Source organism: Heyndrickxia camelliae (genome assembly GCF_002844575.1).
GTDB classification, from domain to species: Bacteria; Bacillota; Bacilli; order Bacillales; family Bacillaceae_C; genus Margalitia; species Margalitia camelliae.
The window spans coordinates 1-341 of record NZ_PIQO01000077.1 but is presented as its reverse complement, the minus strand read 5'-3'; the positions used below and the strand labels follow the sequence as shown (position 1 = coordinate 341).

1 protein-coding gene is annotated in these 341 nt (G+C 36.4%); it reads right to left on the bottom strand.

Going from position 1 to position 341, the window contains the following annotated elements:
• Nucleotides 1-341 (bottom strand): hypothetical protein (locus tag CWO92_RS25805; RefSeq protein WP_165786803.1); only part of this gene is annotated, 341 nt, incomplete at both ends.

Genomic DNA, 341 nt, shown 5'->3' with positions numbered 1-341 from the left:
CGCCATCTTTCCACACCGGAACCGCCTGGATTATCTGCAAAAAGATACTTTTTAATATAACTAGTTACACTTTCTTTTACGGTCGAAATAGCACCTTTTACAATTCCTAATGTTGTACCGGATAGATTGTCGATATTAGTAAACTTTGAAATCGCTAAACTTACTAATTTAGATGGATGGGAAGCATATTCCCAAAAGTTTTTCGCAATATCGACAGTTTTAGATGTAACCTTCTTTAGACCATCCCAAGCACTTTCTAACCACCCTGTGCCGTCTTTATATTTTGGGAGTAAAGATATAAGTTTTTCTGTTGCGTTACCGTTTAAAACGCTTGAACCTTT